This window comes from Streptomyces sp. NA04227, assembly GCF_013364195.1.
GTDB lineage: Bacteria > Actinomycetota > Actinomycetes > Streptomycetales > Streptomycetaceae > Streptomyces.
Genome location: NZ_CP054918.1, coordinates 7,463,770 through 7,483,510, shown reverse-complemented (window position 1 = coordinate 7,483,510; position 19,741 = coordinate 7,463,770). Strand labels below are relative to the sequence as shown.

Annotated in this window: 18 protein-coding genes and 1 riboswitch; of the genes, 3 read left to right on the top strand and 15 right to left on the bottom strand. The window is 71.3% G+C overall.

Going from position 1 to position 19,741, the window contains the following annotated elements:
- Window positions 1–70: 70 nt before the first annotated feature.
- The 11 genes from HUT18_RS31465 to HUT18_RS31415 all read right to left on the bottom strand — a co-directional run bounded on the left by HUT18_RS31465 (window position 71) and on the right by HUT18_RS31415 (window position 12,103).
- A complete protein-coding gene (locus tag HUT18_RS31465; protein WP_176103903.1) occupies window positions 71–2,290 on the bottom strand; it encodes an NADP-dependent isocitrate dehydrogenase in 2,220 nt (739 codons plus the stop codon).
- Between the two features lie 135 nt (window positions 2,291–2,425).
- On the bottom strand, window positions 2,426–2,782 hold the full coding sequence (locus HUT18_RS31460) for an MmcQ/YjbR family DNA-binding protein (protein WP_176103902.1): 357 nt from the start codon (window positions 2,780–2,782) through the stop codon (window positions 2,426–2,428).
- Between the two features lie 85 nt (window positions 2,783–2,867).
- Window positions 2,868–3,779, bottom strand: coding sequence for a LysR family transcriptional regulator (locus HUT18_RS31455; protein WP_176103901.1), 912 nt, complete (start codon window positions 3,777–3,779; stop codon window positions 2,868–2,870).
- Complete coding sequence (locus HUT18_RS31450; protein WP_176103900.1) at window positions 3,776–4,993, bottom strand: glycine C-acetyltransferase; 1,218 nt, start codon at window positions 4,991–4,993, stop codon at window positions 3,776–3,778. The genes HUT18_RS31455 and HUT18_RS31450 overlap by 4 nt, the downstream gene beginning before the upstream one ends.
- Before the next feature lie 76 nt (window positions 4,994–5,069).
- Window positions 5,070–6,098 (bottom strand): L-threonine 3-dehydrogenase, encoded by a 1,029-nt coding sequence (gene tdh / locus HUT18_RS31445; protein ID WP_176103899.1) that lies wholly within the window; start codon window positions 6,096–6,098, stop codon window positions 5,070–5,072.
- A gap of 304 nt (window positions 6,099–6,402) precedes the next feature.
- On the bottom strand, window positions 6,403–6,957 hold the full coding sequence (locus HUT18_RS31440) for a GAF domain-containing protein (protein WP_176103898.1): 555 nt from the start codon (window positions 6,955–6,957) through the stop codon (window positions 6,403–6,405).
- Window positions 6,954–7,553, bottom strand: coding sequence for an ATP/GTP-binding protein (locus HUT18_RS31435; RefSeq protein ID WP_176103897.1), 600 nt, complete (start codon window positions 7,551–7,553; stop codon window positions 6,954–6,956). Before HUT18_RS31435 ends, HUT18_RS31440 begins: the two co-directional genes overlap by 4 nt.
- A complete protein-coding gene (locus tag HUT18_RS31430) occupies window positions 7,531–7,902 on the bottom strand; it encodes a DUF742 domain-containing protein (protein ID WP_176104918.1) in 372 nt (123 codons plus the stop codon). Before HUT18_RS31430 ends, HUT18_RS31435 begins: the two co-directional genes overlap by 23 nt.
- A gap of 2 nt (window positions 7,903–7,904) precedes the next feature.
- On the bottom strand, window positions 7,905–8,339 hold the full coding sequence (locus tag HUT18_RS31425) for a roadblock/LC7 domain-containing protein (RefSeq protein ID WP_176103896.1): 435 nt from the start codon (window positions 8,337–8,339) through the stop codon (window positions 7,905–7,907).
- Window positions 8,340–8,401: 62 nt separating this feature from the next.
- Window positions 8,402–10,588: a sensor histidine kinase KdpD gene (locus HUT18_RS31420; protein WP_176103895.1), complete on the bottom strand. Its 2,187-nt coding sequence runs from the start codon at window positions 10,586–10,588 to the stop codon at window positions 8,402–8,404.
- A gap of 312 nt (window positions 10,589–10,900) precedes the next feature.
- Window positions 10,901–12,103: an MBL fold metallo-hydrolase gene (locus HUT18_RS31415; RefSeq protein WP_176103894.1), complete on the bottom strand. Its 1,203-nt coding sequence runs from the start codon at window positions 12,101–12,103 to the stop codon at window positions 10,901–10,903.
- 131 nt (window positions 12,104–12,234) lie between these two features.
- Between HUT18_RS31415 and HUT18_RS31410 the strand changes: the two genes are divergently transcribed.
- Both HUT18_RS31410 and HUT18_RS31405 read left to right on the top strand, forming a co-directional pair.
- Entirely contained in the window at window positions 12,235–12,804 is a 570-nt protein-coding gene (locus tag HUT18_RS31410) for a carboxymuconolactone decarboxylase family protein (protein ID WP_176103893.1), read from the top strand.
- A gap of 193 nt (window positions 12,805–12,997) precedes the next feature.
- The gene (locus tag HUT18_RS31405; protein ID WP_176103892.1) at window positions 12,998–13,681 is read left to right on the top strand and encodes a TetR/AcrR family transcriptional regulator; all 684 of its coding nucleotides are present in this window, start codon (window positions 12,998–13,000) and stop codon (window positions 13,679–13,681) included.
- Window positions 13,682–13,855: 174 nt separating this feature from the next.
- Here the strand turns inward: HUT18_RS31405 and HUT18_RS31400 are convergent, their stop codons facing one another.
- Window positions 13,856–14,647 (bottom strand): SGNH/GDSL hydrolase family protein, encoded by a 792-nt coding sequence (locus HUT18_RS31400; protein ID WP_176103891.1) that lies wholly within the window; start codon window positions 14,645–14,647, stop codon window positions 13,856–13,858.
- A gap of 250 nt (window positions 14,648–14,897) precedes the next feature.
- Window positions 14,898–15,752 carry a LysM peptidoglycan-binding domain-containing M23 family metallopeptidase gene (locus HUT18_RS31395; RefSeq protein ID WP_176103890.1) on the bottom strand — a complete coding sequence of 285 codons (855 nt, stop codon included), beginning with the start codon at window positions 15,750–15,752 and terminating at the stop codon, window positions 14,898–14,900.
- 4 nt (window positions 15,753–15,756) lie between these two features.
- Window positions 15,757–15,912, bottom strand: a riboswitch (cyclic di-AMP (ydaO/yuaA leader).
- Between the two features lie 452 nt (window positions 15,913–16,364).
- On the opposite strand from HUT18_RS31395, the gene HUT18_RS31390 reads away from it, so the two are divergent.
- On the top strand, window positions 16,365–17,162 hold the full coding sequence (locus HUT18_RS31390; protein ID WP_176103889.1) for a tyrosine-protein phosphatase: 798 nt from the start codon (window positions 16,365–16,367) through the stop codon (window positions 17,160–17,162).
- A 47-nt stretch (window positions 17,163–17,209) separates the two neighbouring features.
- Here the strand turns inward: HUT18_RS31390 and HUT18_RS31385 are convergent, their stop codons facing one another.
- Both HUT18_RS31385 and hpnH read right to left on the bottom strand, forming a co-directional pair.
- The gene (locus HUT18_RS31385) at window positions 17,210–18,595 is read right to left on the bottom strand and encodes an aspartate aminotransferase family protein (protein ID WP_176103888.1); all 1,386 of its coding nucleotides are present in this window, start codon (window positions 18,593–18,595) and stop codon (window positions 17,210–17,212) included.
- A 120-nt stretch (window positions 18,596–18,715) separates the two neighbouring features.
- Entirely contained in the window at window positions 18,716–19,738 is a 1,023-nt protein-coding gene (gene hpnH, locus HUT18_RS31380; RefSeq protein ID WP_176103887.1) for an adenosyl-hopene transferase HpnH, read from the bottom strand.
- Window positions 19,739–19,741: the final 3 nt, after the last annotated feature.

The following is a 19,741-nucleotide window of genomic DNA, read 5'->3' as shown; positions in this document are numbered from 1 at the left end:
GCGGGCGGAGCCGGATTCACCGGCCCCGGCCGCGACGGGGTGTCTCTGCCCGGACTGCTCGGCCAAGTGCTCAGCCGAGGGTCGACAGCGCCTGGTTGAGCGTGGCCGAGGGGCGCATGACCTTCTCCGCCTTGGCCGCCTCGGGCTGGTAGTAGCCGCCGATGTCGGCCGGAGAGCCCTGCACCGCGAGCAGTTCGTCGACGATGGCCTTCTCCTGGCCGGACAGCGTCTCGGCGAGCGGGCCGAAGGCGGTGGCCAGTTCGGCGTCGTCGGTCTGCTTGGCCAGCTCCTGGGCCCAGTACAGGGCCAGGAAGAAGTGGCTGCCGCGGTTGTCGATGCCGCCCACGCGACGGGTCGGCGACTTGTCCTCGTTCAGGAAGGTCGCCGTCGCCCGGTCCAGGGTGTCCGCGAGGACCTGGGCGCGCGCGTTGCCGGTGGTCTGCGCGAGGTGCTCGAAGCTCGCGGCCAGCGCGAAGAACTCACCGAGGCTGTCCCAGCGCAGGTAGTTCTCCTTGACCAGCTGCTGCACGTGCTTGGGCGCGGAGCCGCCCGCACCGGTCTCGAAGAGACCGCCGCCCGCCATCAGGGGCACGACCGAGAGCATCTTGGCGCTGGTGCCGAGCTCCAGGATCGGGAAGAGGTCGGTGAGGTAGTCACGCAGGACGTTGCCGGTCACCGAGATGGTGTTCTCGCCACGGCGGATGCGCTCCAGCGAGAACTTCGTGGCCTCGACGGGCGACTTGATCTCGATCCGCAGACCCTCGGTGTCGTGCTCCGGGAGGTACTGCTCGACCTTGGCGATCAGGTTGGCGTCGTGGGCACGGCCCGCGTCCAGCCAGAACACCGCCGGGTCGCCGGTGGCACGGGCGCGGGTGACGGCCAGCTTCACCCAGTCCTTGATCGGGGCGTCCTTGGTCTGGCACATCCGGAAGATGTCGCCCGCGCTGACCGTCTGCTCCAGGACGACGTCGCCCGCCGTGTCGACCACGCGGACGGTTCCGGTGACCGGAACCTCGAAGGTCTTGTCGTGGCTGCCGTACTCCTCGGCCTTCTGCGCCATCAGACCGACGTTGGGCACCGAGCCCATGGTGGCCGGGTCGAAGGCGCCGTTGGCGCGGCAGTCGTCGAGGACGACCTGGTAGACACCGGCGTAGCTGCTGTCGGGCAGCACGGCGATGGTGTCGGCCTCCTGGCCGTCGGGGCCCCACATGTGGCCGGAGGTGCGGATCATGGCGGGCATCGAGGCGTCCACGATGACGTCGCTGGGGACGTGCAGGTTGGTGATGCCGCGGTCGGAGTCGACCATCGCGAGCGCGGGGCCCTCGGCCAGCTCCGCGTCGAAGGAGGCCTTGACGGCCGCGCCCTCGGGCAGCGACTCGACGCCCTTGAGGATGCCGCCCAGACCGTCGTTCGGGGTCAGCCCGGCGTCGGCGAGCACCTTGCCGTACTCGGCGAAGGTCTTCGGGAAGAAGGCACGCACCACGTGGCCGAAGATGATCGGGTCGGAGACCTTCATCATGGTGGCCTTCAGGTGCACCGAGAACAGCACGTTCTCGGCCTTGGCGCGGGCGACCTGCGCGGTCAGGAACTCGCGCAGCGCGGCGACGCGCATCACGGAGGCGTCGACGACCTCACCGGCGAGTACCGGTACCGACTCGCGCAGCACGGTGGTGCTGCCGTCGTCACCGGCCAGCTCGATGCGCAGCGTGCCGTCCTCGGCGATCACCGCGGACTTCTCGGTGGAGCGGAAGTCGTCCACGCCCATGGTGGCGACGTTCGTCTTCGAATCGGCGCTCCAGGCACCCATGCGGTGCGGGTGGGTCTTCGCGTAGTTCTTGACCGAGGCCGGGGCGCGGCGGTCGGAGTTGCCCTCGCGCAGCACCGGGTTCACGGCGCTGCCCTTGACCTTGTCGTAGCGCGCCTGGATGTCCTTCTCCCGGTCGTCCTTCGGGTCGTCCGGGTAGTCGGGCAGCGCGTAGCCCTGCTCCTGGAGCTCGGCGATCGCGGCCTTCAGCTGCGGGATAGAGGCCGAGATGTTCGGCAGCTTGATGATGTTGGCGCCGGGCGTCTTGGCCAGCTCGCCGAGCTCGGCGAGCGCGTCGGGGATGCGCTGGCCCGCCTCGAGGAACTCGGGGAAGACGGCGATGATCCGGCCCGCCAGGGAGATGTCACGGCTCTCCACGGTGACTCCGGCCGTGGCGGCGTAGGCCTTGATCACCGGCAGGAAGGAATACGTCGCGAGGGCCGGGGCCTCGTCAGTGTGCGTATAGATGATGGTCGAGTCAGTCACCGGGTGCTCCGCTCCACGTCTGCAACATTGCTCGACATCAAGATATCCCCTGACCGAGCACCCCCTCGCCGGGCCCTGCCCCCGTGGCTCGCCGCGCACCCTCCGGGCCCGTCCGCGCACCGCCGAACCGACCTCTCAGATCTTGGGAAGTCCCAGGTCAGGGTGGTTTTCCAGGAGTTTCGGCGAGGCGGCCTGGCGCCAGGAGTCGGCCAGAATGTCGTACAGTTCCCGCTCGTCCTCCAGCGCGGCCAGGCGCACCCGCACCCAGGCGAAGGCCGCCTCGTGGTCCGCGATCCAGAACTTCTCCGGCTCGGCGCGCACCAGTTCGGCGGCCTCCTCGCGGGGGCAGCGCACCGCCATGGACGTCTCGTCCTCGGGCAGGGTCACGTACATCCGTCCGCCCACACGGAAGGTCGGCATGTTCCAGGCGACCCGTTCGGAGGTGTCGGGCAGGGACAGGGCGATACGGCGTACGTCCTCGGCGTCAGGCATGGGACGAACCGTAACGGCGGGTACTGACAGTCCGCTGTCGAGGCCCGGGCGCGTGGCACGGCGTCCGGGCGCCCGCGCGCGGCCTTTAGGGCGCGGGCTCCTGCGCCACCTCGCCGAGCGCGCCCAGCACCGGCCGGATCAGCGGGTGTTCCTCGGCCCCGCAGCGCACCGCGGCGAAGACCCGGCGGGTCGGTGCCACGCCCTCCACCGGGCGTACGACGACTCCGGCGAGGTCCATGCCGTGCAGCGCGGAGCGGGGCACCAGGGCGACCCCGGCACCCGCGGAGGCCAGCGAGACAACGGCGCGGAAGTCGTCCGAGGAGTGCTCCATGCGCGGCTGGAATCCGGCGTTCTCGCAGGCGAGGACGACCACGTCGTGGCAGGGGTTGCCCGGGTACGGGCCGATCCAGGGCTGCCCGGCGAGTTCGGCGAGCGGCACCCGTCCGGCGCCGGCGAGTGCGTGGCCGACCGGAACGACGGCGTCGAAGGGCTCGGCGTACAGCGGGACCCGGGTGAGGCGCGGGTCGTCGACGCCGGGGGCGCCCCGGTACTCGACCGCGACCGCCACGTCGACCTGCCGGTCCAGGACCATCGGCAGGCTGGCGTCGCCCTCCGCGTCACGCACCCGTACCCGGATGCCCGGACTGGACCCGGCGAGCCGGACCACGGCGGGGGCCACCACGAGGCCGATCCCGGTGGCGAAGGAGGCGACCGTCACGGTGCCCGCCTCGCCGGAGCCGTACGCGGCGAGTTCGGCGTCCGCGCGCTCCAGTTGGGCGAGCACCGTGTTGGTGTGGCGCAGCAGGATCTCCCCGGCCGGGGTGAGGCTCACCCCGCGCGCGCTGCGCTCCACCAGGCGGTGGCCGGTCTCCTGTTCCAGCGCGGTGAGCTGCTGGGAGACCGCGGACGGGGTGAGGTACAGCGCGGCGGCCGCGGCGGTGAGGGTGCGGTGGTCGGCCACCGCACGGAGGATGTGCAGCCGCCGCGCTTCGATCATGCCTCCGATTGTCCTACGGGCTGCGCGTCGAGTTCACCACGGGCCGCCACGAAGGCGTCGACCGCGCGGTTCACGTCCTCCTCGGAGTGCGCGGCGGACAGCTGCACACGGATGCGCGCCTGGCCCTGCGGGACCACCGGGTACGAGAAGCCGATCACATACACACCGCGTTCCAGGAGGAGTTCGGCCATGCGTCCGGCGACGGCCGCGTCGCCGATCATGACCGGGGCGATGGCGTGGTCGCCGGGCAGGACGTCGAAGCCCTCCTCGGTCATCCGCGAGCGGAACAGCGCGGTGTTGGCCTTGAGCCGCTCGCGCAGGTCGCCCGCCGACTCCAGGAGGTCGAGCACCTTGAGCGAGGCCGCGGCGATCACCGGGGCGAGGGTGTTGGAGAAGAGGTACGGACGCGAGCGCTGGCGCAGCAGGGCGACGATCTCGGTACGGGCCGCGACGTAGCCGCCGGAGGCACCGCCGAGCGCCTTGCCGAGGGTGCCGGTGATGATGTCGACGCGGTCCATGACGTCGTGCAGTTCCGGGGTGCCGCGGCCGCCCTCGCCGACGAAGCCGACCGCGTGCGAGTCGTCGACCATGACCATGGCGTCGTAGCGCTCGGCCAGGTCGCAGATCTCGCGCAGCGGGGCGAGGTAGCCGTCCATGGAGAAGACGCCGTCGGTGACGATCAGGCGGCGGCGCGCGTCGCCCGCCTCCTTCAGGCGCTGCTCCAGCTCCGCCATGTCGCGGTTGGCGTAGCGGAAGCGGCGGGCCTTGGACAGGCGGATGCCGTCGATGATGGAGGCGTGGTTCAGGGCGTCGGAGATGACCGCGTCCTGCTCGCCGAGGAGCGTCTCGAAGACACCGCCGTTGGCGTCGAAGCAGGAGGAGTACAGGATCGTGTCCTCCTGGCCGAGGAAGGCCGACAGCCTGCGCTCCAGCTCCTTGTGGACCTCCTGCGTACCGCAGATGAAGCGCACCGAGGCCATGCCGTAGCCCCAGCGGTCGAGCGCCTCGTGCGCGGCGGCGATCACCTCGGGGTGGTCGGCGAGGCCGAGGTAGTTGTTGGCGCAGAAGTTGAGGACCTCTCCGGGGCGGCCCCCGGCGGTGACCGAGACGGCCCGGGACTGCGGGGTGGCGATCACGCGCTCGGGCTTGTGCAGGCCCGCGCTGCGGATCTCCTCGAGGGTGTCTCGCAGATCGGCGCGTACGGAGTCGAACATGTGGCTGTCTCCAGGGGGTCCGGGGAGGTGGGTTCGGTCCCTGCGGGACCGGAGGGCGTGCGGTGGCCGTGGTCGGTCAGGAGGTCCAGTCGAGGATGACCTTGCCGCCGCGGCCGCTGGCGGCGTCGGCGAAGGCGGCCTCGAAGTCGCGGTGGCCGTAGCGTCCGGTGATGACCGGCGAGAGGTCGAGCCCGCCCTCGACCAGGACGGTCATCGCGTACCAGGTCTCGTACATCTCGCGGCCGTAGATGCCCTTGAGGGTGATCATCGAGGTGACGACCCGTGCCCAGTCCACGGCGAACTCCTCGGCGGGCAGGCCGAGCATGGCGATCCGGCCGCCGTGGGTCATGTTGGCGATCATGTCCCGCAGCGCGGAGGGGTGTCCCGACATCTCCAGGCCGATGTCGAAGCCCTCGCGCAGGCCGAGGCGCCGCTGGCCGTCGGCGATGTCCGTCTCGGCGACGTTCAGGGCGAGGCTCACGCCGATCGAGCGGGCGAGTTCCAGGCGGTCCTCGCTGACGTCGGTGATCACCACGTTGCGGGCGCCGGCGTGCCGGGCCACGGCGGCGGCCATCAGACCGATCGGCCCGGCGCCGGTGATCAGTACGTCCTCGCCGACCAGCGGGAAGGACAGCGCGGTGTGGACGGCGTTGCCGAACGGGTCGAACATCGCCGCCACGTCGAGGTCCACCGGGGCCCGGTGCACCCACACATTGGACGCGGGCAGGGCGACGTACTCGGCGAAGGCTCCGTCGCAGCCCACGCCCAGGCCGACGGTGGCGCGGCACAGATGGCGGCGCCCGGCCAGACAGTTGCGGCACTTGCCGCAGACGAGGTGGCCCTCGCCGCTGACCCGGTCGCCGACCGAGGTCTCGGTCACGTCCCGGCCGACCTCGACGACCTCGCCGACGAACTCGTGGCCGAGGATCCGCGGGGCGCTGACGGCCTGCTGGGCCCAGCCGTCCCAGTTCCTGATGTGCAGATCGGTGCCGCAGATACCGGTCCGCAGCACCTTGATCAGCACATCGGTGGGCCCGATCTGCGGCTCCGGCACGTCCATCAGCCAGAGGCCCGGCTCGGCCTTCTCCTTCACCAGCGCCTTCACGTCACGGCTCCCGTCGTACGGCTGGGCGGCGGCCGTACGGGCACACGGGCGCGGCACGGCTGCCGGGGCAGGGGTGGGGTCGCCGGTACGGGCAGCCGGTCGCGGCCTGCCCGGGCGCTCTCGCGGTGCGCGCCCGGCACGGGAGAATCTGCCGCAACGGGGCGCCGCGGTCCATCGAGGATTTCTTAACCACGCCCGCAGCTTTCCTACAGGCCGATTCCGCGGAGCCGGTGGCGGCGGACCGGCCACTGTGCTCGCGGGCCCGCAACACCCGCCCCGACAGCGGGAGTTGCGGGCCGCTCGCTCAGATTGCGCACTCCGGGCGGAGGGTCTGGCTGGCCAGCTCCTCCGCCATCTCCTTGATCGATTCAAGGCCGGTACGGCCCCAGCGGCGCGGGGCGATGTCCAGGGCGCAGACCGTGCCGAGCACCAGACCCGATCCGTCCAGGAGCGGGGCGCCGAGATAGGCGCGTACGCCGTAGCCGTCCACCACCGGGTTCTGGGCGAAGCGCGGATACTCGCGTACGTCGTCCAGGGCGAGGGCCCGGCGCCGGGCCACCACATGCGGGCAGTAGCCGTGGTCGCGGCGCAGCGAGCGCCGGGCGAAGGGATCCAGGCTTTCGTCCGCGAGAGCCTGGGCGCTCGGCCAGTGCAGTCCGGCGAGGAACTGCCGCTTCTCGTCCATGAACGTGACCATCGACCAGGGCGCCGAGCTGGTGCGGGCGAGCCGCTCGGCGAACCGGTCGAAGCGCGGGTCGGCACGTTCGAGCAGGCCCAGCTCCCGCAGCCGCCGCGCCCGGCGGGCGGCCTGCCCGTCCACCGGGGTGAGCAGCAGCCGCCCGGCCGTCGCCCCGGTCACGACCGCACGCCTTCGCTGGGCGCGGCCGCCGGTGCGTGGTCCAGCAGATGCCGTACGAGGACAACCAGGGTGTGCACCGCCGAGCTGGAGATACGGGCGTCGCAGCACACCACGGGGACGGCCGGGTCCAGGTCGATGGCCGCCCGCACCTCCTCGGGGTCGTAGCGGTGCCCGCCGTCGAACTCGTTGACCGCGACCACGAAGCCGAGACCCCGTTCCTCGAAGAAGTCCACCGCGGCGAAGCAGTCCTCCAGGCGCCGGGTGTCGGCGAGCACCACGGCGCCCAGCGCGCCCGTGCACAGCTCGTCCCACATGAACCAGAACCGCTCCTGGCCCGGCGTACCGAACAGGTAGAGCACATGTCCCGGGTCCAGGCAGATCCGGCCGAAGTCCATCGCGACGGTGGTCTCCTGCTTGTTCTCGACTCCGTCCAGGCTGTCGGTCGCCTCGCTCGCGCTGGTGAGGAGTTCCTCGGTGGACAGCGGTGCGATCTCGCTGACGGCGCCGACGAAGGTCGTCTTGCCGACCCCGAATCCGCCCGCCACGAGGACCTTCAGCGCGGTGGGGAACGGGTCAGAGCTGGCGTCGTAGTCCATCGAGCACCGCCTCCAGGAGGGACCGGTCGGTCGGGGTGTGGTGATGTGCGGGGGGTTTGGTGGTGAGGGCGCCGCAGTCGACGAGGTCGGAGAGCAGCACCTTGGTGACGGCCGCGGGCAGCCGCAGATGGGCGGCGATCTCGGCGACCGAGACGGGTGCCTCGCACAGGTGCAGCGCCTGCGCGTGTTCGGGACCGAGATAGCCGAGCGGCGTGGAGCCGGTCACCATGACCTGCGAGAGCAGGTCCAGCGCCGTACTGGGCCGGGTACGGCCGTTGCTGATCGTGTAGGGGCGCACGAGCCGCCCGGCCGCGGCATCGCGCCACGGTCCGTCCTGCACTCTGGCCACGCTCACTGCCCCGGCGTACCGGGTCGCGGGACGGCGTGCCGGGGCGTGGTGGCCAGATACGGCCGCACGCTCTTCACCAGCGTCGCCATCTCGTAGCCCAGGACCGCCGCGTCCGCCTCGCGCCCGGCCAGTACCGCGAGACAGGTGCCGGAACCCGCGGTGGTGACGAACAGCAGCGTGGTGTCGAGTTCGACGACGACCTGACGCACCTGGCCGCCGTCCCCGAACCGCACCCCGGCGCTGCGGCCGAGCGAGTGCAGCCCGGAGGCGAGCGCGGCCAAGTGGTCGGCGCTGTCCGGCTCCAGGCCGTGCAGCGACTTCACCAGGCCGTCGGAGGACAGCAGTACGGCGCTGCGGGTGTCCGGCACCCGCTGTACGAGGCCGCTGAGCAGCCAGTCGAGATCGGCGCTGCGGCCGGAGGTGGTATCGCTCGGCATGGTGGTGGTTCGACTCCTCGGAGAACGGGGTGGTACGGGCCCTGGGGCCCCGGTGCTTGTGGTCATCCCGCGCCTCCGCTCCCGCCGGGGGCCACGCCCGCGTCGGCCGACGAGCGGGGCCGGGCGGGTTCGCGCCGGGGCAGGGCGGGGGCGGGGTGGCGGTTCGGAGCGGTGCCCGGTGCGGATTCCGGTGCGGATTCCGGTGCGGATTCCGGTGCCGGGCGGGCGTCCGCGCCCGGCCGCGGATCGGAGGGCAGAGGTGTGGGTGTGCCGGACAGTCGCGACGGTTCCTGCCCGGTCGTGCTCGTGGCCGCACGAGCCGACGGCGACTGGGCCTCGGCCCGCTGCACCCCGCGCCGGAACGCGGCCATCAGTCCGGGGTCGTGCACCGCCAGCGGCCCGGTCTCCTCGCGGCGCGCGGCCGGTGCTTCCTTGAGCTGCGGTGCGAGGCTCTGCTGGGCGCGGCGCCGGGGCAGCTTCGGGGGACGCTCGGAGGGCACGCCCGAGAGCGGGGCGGCGGGCCGCTCGGGCCGGGGCTCGCGGGGCGTGGAGCTCCCCGCCTGGGCGCTCGCGATCCGCGCCCCGGCACGCGCGATGCCCGGCTCCGAACCGCCCATCTGCAACATGGACTGCGGCTGCCCGGCGGGCAGTTGGGCACCGGAACGGGCGGCGGGGACAGGAGTGCCGTGGGCGGGTGTGGGGTCGTGGGCGCCGCGTGCGGGTGTGGGGATGCCGTGGGCCGGGGCAGGGGTGCCGTGCGCGGGCGTGGGAATCCCGTGGGCCGGAGTGGGCGTCGGGTTCGCGTGGGCCGGGGTCTGCTGCGAGGCGCGGGCGGTGGCCGGGAGCGCGGGTACGGGCGTGCCCTGGGCGGGAGTTGCCCGAGGGGCGGGTGTGCTCTGCGCGGGGGTGCCGTGCCCGGGAGTGCCGTAGGCGGGCGTGCCCTGGGCGGGCGTCCCGTGTGCCGGGGTGCCGGGTGCCGGGGTGCCGTGGGTGCCGATCGCGTGGGTGGGAGTCCCGTGTGCCGGAGTCGGCTGGCCGAGGGCGGCACGTTCCTCCTCCGGTGTGCCGACGAGTGCCTGCGGCAGTACCAGTACGGCCTGCACTCCCCCGTAGATGTTCGCTTGGAGGCGCACCGTGATGCCGTGTCTGCGGGCGAGCTGGGAGACGACGAACAGTCCGATACGGCCGTCCTGGAGCATCGAGGCGACGTTCACCCGGCCCGGGTCGGCCAGCAGGGTGTTCATCCGGTTCTGCTCGGTGACCGGCATGCCCAGGCCCCGGTCCTCGACCTCGACGGCGAGCCCTGCGGCGACGGGGTTCACCCGCAGCAGCACCTCGGTCTTCGGCGCCGAGAACACGGTCGCGTTCTCCACGAGTTCGGCGAGCAGATGGATGACGTCGGCCACCGCGTGCCCGCGTACCGCGCCCTGGATCGGCGGCACCAGTTTCACCCGTGCGTACTGCTCCACCTCGGCGACCGCCGACCGCAGCACCTCGGTGACACTGACCGGGCTGCTCCACTGGCGGCGCGACATCGCCCCGCCGAGCACGGCCAGGTTCTCCGCGTGCCGCCGGATACGGGTCGCCAGGTGGTCCACGTGGAAGAGGCCCTTGAGCAGGTCGGGGTCCTCGACCTCGTTCTCCAGCTCGTCGAGGATGGCGATCTCGCGGTGCACCAGGGACTGGAGCCGCCGGGCCAGGCTGACGAAGACCTCCAGCTTCTGTTCGCTGCCGGTGCGGCCGGGCAGCCGGGAGACCCGGACCACGGCCGCGACCGCCGCCTCGTGGGCCCGGTTCACCTCCCCGGCGAGCAGGTCGAAGCTGTCGCCCTCGGGCGCGGAGGTGTCCGGGGTGCGGCGCTCGGGCGGCTCCTCGCCGCGGGCCAGTACCTCGACCAGGGCGCGCACTTCGGCCTGGCCGCGTGCGGTGGTGCGGCGCAGCAGCGCTATCCGGTCGTGCAGGTGGCGGGCCGCGCGGTGCGCGGCGACGGCACCGCCGGTGACGGCGGCCAGGGCGAGGAGGCCCGTCGCCGCGAGGACCGCCCACCGCCAGGGGGCCGTGGCGTGCGCGGCGATCAGCGCCGCGAGCGCGCACAGCGCCACCGCGGTCGCCGGAAACAGCGCCAGGCGGAGCAGCCGGGCTCGTATGCAGGTCTCCGGCAGCGCCGGTGCGCTGCGGCGGGCGGGCCGTCCGTGGCGGCCGCCCTCACGGCGGTCCGCGCGGGCGGCCGGTGCGCGAAGTTGAGACATCGGCGTCCTCTGGGGAGGGCCCCAAGTCCCTTGGGGCCGGGGGGATGCGGGCGCGCCACACGATGCGTACGGCCGGTGTGCGGCATGGCCCCGTACGGGAGCCGTCGTACCGGTGCGTCGCGCAGCGGCCACTCACGGTAGTTGCCCTTTCCGGGCCCTTGATGGGGAGTTGACAAACTCCGGCGCCCAACGTCCCACTCTGGTATGAGAGTTCGTACAAACGGGCGATGCTCCGGGGCTCTCGACCAACGACGGAAGGGCGGCCCCGCGAGGGGACCGCCCTTCCCTGTCGTTTCGTCGCGCGGTGGCGCCTCAGTGAGCGAGATGCTCCGCCCGCACCTCGCCGCCCCCGTCGGACGCCCCGGTTTCGGCCGTCCCGGTGTCGGCCGTCCCGGTGTCGGGGGTGGCCCCCACCGCGACCGCCCGCCACCAGGGCAGCTCGGGCACCCGGTCGGAGTCGGGCTCGAAGGGCTGCCCCGGCCGGGGCAGCGCGAGCCGCACACCTGCCCCGCCGGCGGCGGCCACCATGCCCTCGCCCGGCTCCGCCCAGGGGTGCGGGGCGAGGTTGAAGGTCGCCCAGTGGATGGGCAGCAGCCGCCCCTCGGGCCGACCGCCCTGGAGGTCCAGGTGGCTGCGTACGCCCTGCTCGGGCGTCATGTGCACATCCGGCCAGAATTCGCTGTACGCGCCGACCTGGATCATGGTCGCGTCGAACGGGCCGTGCTCCGCGCCGATGTCCGCGAAACCGTCGAAGTAGCCGGTGTCACCGCTGTGGAAGACGCGGTGCTCGCCGCCCCGCACCACCCAGGACGCCCACAGGGCGTGCTGCGGGTTGCGCACTCCCCGGCCGCAGAAGTGCCGGGCCGGGGTCGCGGTGAAGGTCAGACCGGCGATACGGGTCTGTTCGTGCCAGTCGAGTTCGTGGATCCGGTCGGCCGGGACGCCCCAGCGCTCCAGATGGGCGCCGACGCCGAGCGGTACGGCGAACACGGTTCGGGTCCCGGCCAGCTTCTTGATCGTGGGCATGTCGAGGTGGTCGTAGTGGTCGTGCGAGATGACCACCACGTCCACCGGGCCCAGATCGACGAGCGGCAGCGGCACGGGGTGCAGTCGGCGCGGGCCGATGAAGCCGAACGGTGAGCAGCGCTCGCCCCAGACCGGGTCGAAGAGCACCCGACCGCCGTCAATCTCGGCGAGGACGCTGGAGTGGCCCGTCCAGGTGAGCCGCAGCCCGGAGGCGGGTGGCGCGATCAGTTCGGCGGCGGCGCTGCCGTACAGCGGAACGGCACCGGCCGGGGCCCGGCGGACGCGCTCCGCCTTGTTCAGGTACCGCTTCAGGAGGGCGCCCGTCGATCCGGTGGGGCCACTGCGCGTGACCTGGGCGTTTCGGAAGGAACCGGCGGAGAAATTGGGCGAGGCCTGTATGCGCCGCAGTCGCTCGCCGACCGGGTCCGCGCCGAAGGCGGCGGATCGCAGGGAGCGGATCCCGGTGCGCAGGGAACGGGAACCGGACACGAATCCTCCAGGTGGGGTTCGGTTCGAACACTCCATTATGTGCGTCACCACACCGACACCGGATGCCACAGTCCGCGTCGCCCGCTCTGTCTTACCCGGGTGGGAGCGCGGCACGCACAGGAGGCGCCGTCATGGCCCGCATTTCGCTCGATCCCCCTCGGACCCCACTGTTCCGTTTCATCGAGTGGTACTCGAAACGCAGCTTCGGCAAAGTCCTGGACCCCGGGAAGGCCCTCGCGCACAGCCCTCGCGTACTGCGGACCTACTTCCGGATGGAGCAGGGCGTGACCAAGTGGCACGCTCTCGACCGCGACCTCTCCGCCCTCGCGGTGCTGGCGGCCGCCACCCGTCTGGACTGCTCCTGGTGCATGGACTTCGGCTACTGGGAGAACCGCGAGCGCGGCATGTCCGCCGAGAAGCTGCGCGCGGTGCCCGGGTGGCGGGAGAGCGGCGTCTACTCGCCGACCGAGCGGGACGTCATGGCGTACGCCGAGGCCATGACCACCACGCCGGTCACCGTGGACGACGAACTGGCCGACCGCCTCCGCACCCGCCTCGGCGAGGCCGCCTTCGTGGACCTGACCGCGGTGGTCGCCGTGGAGAACATGCGCTCGCGCCTCAATCTGGCCCTGGGCCTGGTGAGCCAGGGTTTCAAGGAGACCTGCGACCTGCGGGACGCACCGACGGCGGGCGGCCACTGAGACACCCGACCACGGCCGCGGCAACGCACCGCGCCCGGACAGTCGGCACAACCACCCAGGACCCGGGCGGCACCCGTACCGAACGGGCGCTCACCGGCACCGCCCGCCTCACGGATCACAAGCCTCAACTACCCCTGCGCAGCGCCCTGTCAAGCGGATCAACGCGCGTCCGTCAGCTGTGTAGGGTGAGCAGGTGGCAACGGTCCGGTTGAGCGTCGAGGAGCGGCGCGAAGAGCTGCTGCGCGCCGCGGTGCAGCAGATCGCCTCGCGCGGAGTGAGCGCTGTCCGCGTGCAGGACGTGGCCGCGGCCCTCGGGGTGAGCAACGCCCTGGTGCTCTACCACTTCTCGACCAAGGAACAACTGGTCTGCGGCGCCTTCACCCACGCCGTCCACAGCGACACCGCCCACCTGCGCAAGCTGCTGGGCCGCCGCACCACCGCCCTGCGCCGACTGCGCGCGGCGCTGCGCTGGTACGCGCCCACCGGCGGCGCGAAGAACTGGCGGCTGTGGCTGGAGGGCTGGGCGTTCGGCCGACGGCACGAGGCGCTGCGCGAGGTGACACGGGACGCGGACCGGCAGTGGCGGTCGGCGATGCGCGAGGTCCTGCGAGAGGGCGTCGCCGCGGGCGAGTTCGCCTGCCCCGACCCGGAGCACACCGTACTGCGCCTGACCGCCTTCCTGGACGGCCTGGTCGTACAGATGACCGCCTACGGCCACACCATCGCCCGCCACAAGGTGCACGACTGGCTCGACGACGCCCTCACCCGTGAACTCGGCGTCGACCGGGCGGCGTTGCGCACGGTGCCCGCCACGCCGAAGAACGCCCTGGCGGGCGTGCCCACTCCGGCCCCGCCCCTCGCGGCGGATCTGGGCTGACCCAGGGCTCGCCCCGGCCGACCAGCCGTACATCGCACGGTAGGTCGGCCGCATGTCGCGCCGTAATTCGGGCGCGTGTCGCGCCGTGATCTCGCGCCGTACGTCCGTCGGACGGTGCGCACACCGCTCCGTCACCCGGGGCCATGGGCCCAGCCCACCCCGGGTGACACGACGTCAGAGCGGCAGCAGGTCCGGGCGCTTGGCCGCCGCGTGGTCGCCGCTGGACTCACCGCGCAGCCGTCGGCCGATCCACGGGACCAGGTACTCGCGGGCCCACTGGATGTCGTCGCGTCTGCCCTCCAGGGAGGAACGCGGCGGCAGCGGGGGCCAGGGCTGGTCCGGGTCGGCGGGCACCTCGATGCCGAGAAGCTGGGCCGCCTTGAGCGCCACCCGGGTGTGCCCCTCCGGGGACAGGTGCAGCCGGTCGGCGTCCCAAGCCCTGCGGTCCTGGACGGACTTGAAGGACCACAGGTCGAGAACCCGGCAGTGATAGCGGTCGGCGACCGCGCGCACATGTCCGTTGTACGTGGCGATCTTGCCCCGCAGGTGCCGGAGCACCGGTACGCCGCGGGTGTCGAATCCGGTCGCGATGACCACGGAGCCGACGGCGGGGACGAGAGCCGCGACGGCCGCCTCGAATCGTTCGGCGACCTCGTCGGGGTCGGTACCGGGGCCGATCATGTCGTTGCCGCCCGCGCAGATGGTGACCAGATCGGGAGCGAGTTCCCTGGCACGCGGCACCTGGTCCGCGACGATCTGGTCGAGGAGTTTCCCGCGTACCGCGAGATTCGCGTAGCGGAAGCTGTGTTCGGGGACTCGGTCGTCGAGCAGGACTGCCAGCCGGTCGGCCCAGCCGAGACAGGAACCGCCGGGGCCCGGGTCGCCCACGCCTTCGGTGAAGCTGTCGCCGATCGCAGCGTAGGACCTGATTTCGTCACGTGAGGAAGATGTCGACTCTGCTGCCACGTCAGCGTATTTTTCACCTCCACGCGTGACCTACGCCACCGTAATAAGGGCTTGACGGCTCGTGAGATACGCCACCAGGAAAATTTCCGCCAACTCGGAATAGCCGAAGGGGTGTCGGACGACACATCAGGGCCGCGACGCACCCTTTGGTACGTCGCGGCCCTGATCGTTTACCGCGTTCCGGTTCGGCCCGGCGACGGCGTCCGCGCGCTTTCGTTCAGACGCCCTCGCGGGTTGGTGCCGGATTGACTCAGATGGTCACACCGTGGGCACGCAGATAGCCCAGCGGGTCGATGTCGGAACCGTAGTCCGGGCCGGTGCGGATCTCGAAGTGCAGGTGCGGCCCGGTGACATTGCCGGTCGCGCCGGACAGGCCGATCTCCTGGCCGCCGCTCACGCTCTGACCGGCCGAGACGGAGATCTGGGAGAGGTGCGCGTACTGGGCGTAGCGGCCGTCCTCGAGCTGGAGCACGACCTGGTTGCCGTAGGCACCGCCCGGACCGGCCGACACGACGGTCGCCGGGCCGACGGCCTTCAGGCTGGTCCCGGTCGGCACCGCGAAGTCGACACCAGTGTGGTAACCGCTGGACCACATGCTGCCGGACTGGTGGTACGGCGTGCCGACGGAGCCGGCGACGGGCAGCGTCCAACCCGTGGCGGCGGGCGCGGCCTTGGCCTGCTTCTTCGGGGCTTCCTTCTTGGGCGCGGCCTGCTTCTTCGGGGCCTGAGGCTTCTCGGCCTTGGCGCCGAGGGTCAGCTTCAGGCCCGGGCGGATCAGCGCGGGGTCGGAGCCGATGGCCTCGCGGTTGTCGGCGTACAGCTTCTTCCAGCCGCCGCTGACGTGCTGCTCCTGGGCGATCTTCGACAGGTGGTCGCCCGGAACCACGGTGTAGGTCTCGGGGGCCTTCTTGGCCTTCTTCTTCGGCTTCTCGGCGGCCTTGGTGACGCTCTTCTGCTTGACGTCGGCGCCCTGCGCGGCGGCCGCGTGGGCGCCGGTGGCGCCGATCAGCGGGAGCGCGAGTGCCGCGCCGCCCGTGGAGGCGACGGCGAGCGTACGCAGCAGGCGACGCGAGGTGGGACGGCGGTGCTTGCCCTTTGCAGGCATGGCGGATTCCTCTCCGGCGCCTGCGAGGTGAGCTGTCGGGTTCGGGCTGGAGATGCCCGGCCGTGATACGGCACGACTTCACCCCTAGCCGGTCCACTCGGGACCCGGCCTACTACCTGTGGTTTCCCCGCTCCTGCCGATTCTTAGGTGAGTGCGGATTCCGGGCGGCGGCAGGATTAGGCGTCCGTCCGGATTGAGCGCGACGTTAAGCGAACCGGAATACGGACGACAAGCCGGGAATTCCCACCCACATTCCTTTCTTGATCCCTCGGAGAATTCAGCGGTCACACTCCGTGGAATCTCGATCTTCCGGCCACTCGGAAATCCTTGCCGCGCTTGAGGGTGCGAAACCGGCCGCCGCCACCGACCGTCACGAATATGATCCCGCTCACTCGCATCAAGGCCAGGAGACTTTATTCCGGGGCCACTTGGAAATCAGATGCCATTTCGGGCAATACGGGCATCGCGCGGTGTTGCCTTCGCCATGAACCACGGCACACACATGGCCCTCGCACGCGGTCAGCGGCGATGATGACGGCCGCGACGTGTGTCGTATCGTCGAAATCGTGTCCGCCCGCGAACCACGTCGGCGGCCCGCCGGGAGGAGCCCCAGTGACGCAGCAGGTGCCGTCGACAGAACCGCAGCTGACCGGCGTACGGAACTTCCGTGACGTGGGCGGACTGCCGACCGTGGACGGCAGGCGCGTCAGGCCGGGTGTGCTGTACCGCAGCGGGCACCTGGCCCACGCCACCGACGAGGACACCGCCTTCCTCACCTCGCTCGGCCTGCACACCGTCTTCGACTTCCGCAACGCCGGCGACCAGGCACTCGAAGGTCCGGACGTCGAGCTGCCCGGCGTACGCAACCTGAACCTGCCGCTGACCGACCCGGCCTCCGGCGTCGAGTTCTGGTCCATGGTCCGCGACGGGGACCTCGCCCAGCTGCGCGAACTGCTCGCGGACGGCAAGGCCGCGGCCCGCATGGTCGGCTCGTACCGCACGATCATGACGCAGCGCACCGCCGAGCACAGCCGCGTCCTGCACGAGATGGCCGACGGCGGACTGCCCGCGCTGATGCACTGCGCGGCGGGCAAGGACCGGGCCGGGCTCTCGGTGGCCATCACCCTGCTCGCCCTCGGCGTGGAGCGCTCCGCCATCGAGGAGGACTACCTCAAGTCCAACGCCGCCCACCGCCGCTACAAGGTCCGGCGCAGCAGCGACGCCCCCGGCGGCACCTCCCCCGAGGTCATGGAGCTCCTCAGCCCGATGTTCGACGCGCGCCTGAGCTACCTCGGCGCCGCCTTCGAGACCATCGAGGACACCTGGGGCGACGTCGAGACCTATCTGACCACCGGTCTCGGCCTCACGCCCGCCACTCGCGAACGCCTGCGGGACAGCTTCCTCGACTGAGCGCGCCGCGGCGCGCGCCTTCCGGCCGCGCCGCACGCGCCCCCGGCTCAGCGCCCGGAGACCGCCTGCTTCACCAGGGTCTTGCCGAAGTCCCACATCAGCCCGCCCCCGCTGTGCGCCTCGTCCATCACCGCGCGGAAGGCGGTGACGAACCGGTCCACGTCCGCCTCGTCGACGATCAGCGGCGGGATCAGCTTGATCACCTCCATGTGGTCGCCGGAGACCTGGGTGAGGATGCGGTGCTTCTGCAGCAGGGGCACCACCACCATCTGCGCGAACAGCCCCTTGCGGGCGGCCTGGAGCATCGTCCAGCGGCTGCGCAGCCGCAGCGAGGACGGTCTGCCGAACTCGATCCCGATCATCAGGCCGCGGCCGCGTACGTCGCTCAGCAGCTCGTACTCGTCGACCAGGGCGGCGAGCCGGTTGCGCAGCAGGTCACCGGTGGCGCGGGCGTTGGCGACGATCTGGTCGTTCTCCATGACCGAGAGCACCGCGAGGCCCGCGGCCATGGCCTGGGCGTTCGAGCCGAAGCTCGCCGAGTGCACGAGCACCCGGTCCATCGAGGAGTACACCTTCTTGAAGATCCACTCCTTGCCCAGCGTCGCGCCCACCGGCACATAACCGCCGGACAGCGCCTTGGCCACGCAGACCAGGTCCGGCTCCACGCCCTCCTCGTGCTGGTAGGCGTAGAAGTCCCCGGTGCGGCCGAGGCCGGTCTGCACCTCGTCGGCGATGAGCAACGCCTTGCCGCGGTGCAGGAGTTCCTGCGCCGCCCGCAGATAGCCGGGCGGCGCCGCGTGCACGCCCTTGCCCTGTACGGGTTCCACGATCAGCGCGGCCACGTCGCCGCGCGCCAGTTCCCTGCGCAGGGCGTCGAGATCGCCGAGCGGGACGGCACTGTCGGGCAGCAGTGGGGCGAAGCCGTCGCGGAAGCCCGCTTCGCCGTTGACGGACAGGGAGCCGGTAGTGAGCCCGTGGAAGGCGTGGTCGCAGTACAGGACGCGCGGCCTTCCGGTGGCGTACCGGGCGAACTTCAGCGCGGTCTCGACCGCCTCGGTGCCGCTGTTGCCGAAGAACACCCGGTCCAGATGCGGACTGTGGGTGAGCAGCCGCTCGGCGAGCAGCCCGGGCAGCGGCGGGCAGTCGAAGCGCGTGAGGTCGGCGAGCGAGGCGTCCAGGACATCGTGCAGCGCCTTGCGGACGACGGGATGGTGGCGGCCGAGGCCCATCACGCCGAACCCGGCGAGCATGTCGAGGTAGTCGTTTCCCTCGGCGTCCCAGAAGTGCGCGCCCTCGGCCCGTTCGTAGACCTTGTCGAAACCGATGGTGTGCAGCATGCGCGGAAGCTGGTGGTTCAGGTGCTTCTCGTGCAGCTCGTAGCGTTCGGCCCCGCGTGCGGCGAGCAGCGCGCCGAGGTCGAAGTCCTTGCCCATGCCTGCTCCTTCACGACGGTCGCCGCCCGGGCGCGAAGGGCCGGGCAGCCGGATGCCCGGCCACCGTGGTGGCCGGGCGGTCCCGCGGGACGTACGGACGTGGCCGTGGGTGTCCTTCAATCAGTCGCGGCTGCTCGCGAGGGTCTCGCGGGCGGCGCGCAGCGATTCCTTCAGCGAGCCCATGGTGGCCAGTACGGCGGTGGGTTCGTAGCCGCAGTGCGCCATGCAGTTGTCGCAGCGCTCGTCCTTGCCCCGGCCGTACGCGTCCCAGTCGGTGTCCTCGACGAGTTCCCGATAGGTCGTGACGTACCCGTCGTTCATCAGATAGCAGGGCCTCTGCCAGCCGAAGAGCGAGTAATTGGGGATCGCCCAGGCCGTGCACGGGAAGTCGACCTTGCCCTCGAGGAAATCGAGGAAGAGCGGCGAATGGTTGAGCCGCCACTTGCGACGATTGCCGCCGGCGAACGCCTTCTTGAACAGTTCCCTGGTCTGCTCGACACCCAGGAAGTGCTCCTGGTCGGGAGCCTTCTCGTAGGCGTAGGCGGGCGAGATCATCATCTCGTCGACCTTGAGATCGTCATTGAGGAAGTTCAGCACCTCGACAACGGTCTGCGGGGTGTCGGTGTTGAAGAAGGTGGAGTTGGTGGTGACCCTGAAGCCCTGTCGCTGCGCCTCCTTGATGGCCTCGACCGCCTCGTCGAAGACCCCTTCCTTCGCCACCGACTCGTCGTGCCGCTCGCGCAGTCCGTCGATGTGCACGGCGAAGGCGAGATAGGGCGAGGGCGTGAACTTCTCCAGCTTCTTGCGCAGCAGCAGGGCATTGGTGCACAGGAACACGAACTTCTTCCGCGCCACCAACTGCCGTACGATTTCGTCGATCTGCGGGTGCATCAGCGGCTCACCGCCCGCGATGGACACCATCGGCGCACCCGATTCGAGAACCGCCCCGACAGCCTGGGCCACCGGCATGCGCTGTTTCAGTACGCCCGCCGGATGCTGGATCTTTCCGCAGCCCTCGCATTTCAGATTGCAGGCGAAAAGCGGTTCGAGTTCCACGATGAGCGGGAACTTCTCGCGCTTGCGGAGCTTTTGTTCGAACAGATACGTCGCGACCTTGACGGACTGGCGCAGCGGCATGGCCATGGG